This is a genomic window from Streptococcus sp. HMSC064H09 (assembly GCF_001812625.1).
Taxonomy (GTDB): domain Bacteria; phylum Bacillota; class Bacilli; order Lactobacillales; family Streptococcaceae; genus Streptococcus.
In genome coordinates, this window is the sequence record NZ_KV809581.1 from 1 (window position 1) to 666 (window position 666).

The 666-nt window shown below is 44.1% G+C and carries 1 pseudogene; it reads left to right on the forward strand.

From position 1 onward, the window contains the following. Positions 1–666: pseudogene (locus tag HMPREF2867_RS05465) on the forward strand (fibronectin-binding protein); the annotation flags it as partial.

A 666-nucleotide genomic window follows, 5' to 3' on the forward strand; every position in this document is an offset into this window, starting at 1 on the left:
CAGCTACCTTCGAAGATGGCTCAACTACGAAGACAGTAGATGGTGAAGGAACTTACACCGTTTCTCCAGATGGTACAGTAACTTTCGTCCCAGAAAAATCATTTACTGGAACTGCTTCAGGTGTAACAGTGAAACGTGTGGATAAGAACGGAACTGAAATCACAGCTAAGTACACACCAACAGTAACTCCTGTAACACCGACAGCGACACCAGTTGAAACAACAGGTAAACAAGGTCAAACCCAAACAGGTAAGCCTGAATTTACTGAAGGTGATAGTCGTGTACCAATGAACGATGACGTTCCAGCTACTTTCGACGATGGCTCAACTACCAAGACAGTTGATGGAGTTGGTACATACACAGTAGCAGCAGACGGAACTGTAACTTTTGTTCCAGAGAAATCATTTGTTGGAACTGCACCAGCCGTAACAGTTGTACGTGAAGATAAGAATGGAACCAAAGCCTCTGCAACTTACACACCAACTGTCACTCCAGTAACTCCAACTGCAACACCAGCTGAATCTGAAGCACCTCAAGGTTTGGTTCAAACTGGAACTGTAACCTTTACTGAAGGTGATGAAGTAGCGCCAATTGACAAGAATACCATTACTCTTCTTGATGAAAATGGTCAACCAGCAGCATCAGTAGAAGCGAAATCACCAGCAG